Source organism: Bradyrhizobium sp. SRL28, assembly GCF_018596315.1.
In the GTDB taxonomy this organism is placed as follows: domain Bacteria; phylum Pseudomonadota; class Alphaproteobacteria; order Rhizobiales; family Xanthobacteraceae; genus Bradyrhizobium.
Map to the genome: position 1 here is coordinate 1 of NZ_JAHEAG010000168.1, position 1,056 is coordinate 1,056.

A 1,056-nucleotide genomic window follows, 5' to 3' on the forward strand; every position below is an offset into this window, starting at 1 on the left:
CTGGCGCATCATCTGATCGCGCTCGGTGTGAAGCCGGGGGATCACATTGCGACAGTGCTGGACCGCTCCATCGCCCTCGTGGTGGCACAGCTGGCGATCCTGAAGGCGGGCGGAGTGTATGTGCCGATCGATCCCGCTCTTCCATCTGTGCGACAAGAATGGTTGATGGCCGATTGTGCTGCGCGCCTTTTGCTTTGCATGAGTGACGATGACGATCTGGTTAAGGGGACGGTCCCTGTTCTGGCTATTGAGCCGCTAATGGCTGGAACAGGATGTAGCAGAGATCCTGACCTAGCATTGAGCGCCGAGGCTGCCGCTTACGTGATGTACACGTCTGGCTCGACCGGCCTTCCGAAGGGAGTTGTTGTACCTCACCGTGCCGTGAACCGGCTCGTCATCAACAATGGATATGCGAAGATCGATGCTGGAGATCGTGTGGCGTGGGCGGGTAATCCCGCCTTCGACGCGAGCACATTTGAAGTGTGGGCGCCGCTGCTTAACGGTGGCTGCATTATCGCAATGGATGCCATCACCGTCATAAATCCTTCACGTTTTGCCAGGGCACTTAAACAGCAAAGGGTGACATCACTTTTTCTTACAACAGTGTTATTCAAACAGTATACATCGTCGATTGCCCCAACGTTAGCACAACTTAAGTACCTCCTCTGTGGAGGCGAGCGCAATGATCTTCCCTCATTTCTGAGATTGCTGAGAGAAGAAGGCCCTGTGCGTCTCATTCACTGCTACGGTCCGACCGAGACGACGACCTTTGCGACAGTGTGCGAGATCACCGCGATTGATGAGACGTTCCGCCGTCTTCCGATCGGCCGTCCGATTGCCAACACGCGGGTGTATCTGCTGGACGGCCATGGCGCGCCTGTGCCGTTGGGGGCGGTGGGGGAGCTTTACGTTGGCGGGGCGGGGGTTGCGCGTGGCTATCTGAACCGTGCCGAGCTGACCGCGGAGCGGTTCATCGCCAGTCCCTTTGTGGACGGCGATCGGCTGTACCGGACCGGCGACCTGGCGCGCTATCTGCCGGACGGCAATCTGGAGTTC

At 58.1% G+C, this 1,056-nt stretch carries 1 protein-coding gene; it reads left to right on the forward strand.

The annotated features are described in order from the left end of the window. Positions 1-1,056: amino acid adenylation domain-containing protein (locus KIP88_RS45820; RefSeq protein ID WP_214494622.1), on the forward strand; the 1,056-nt coding region annotated here is incomplete at both ends.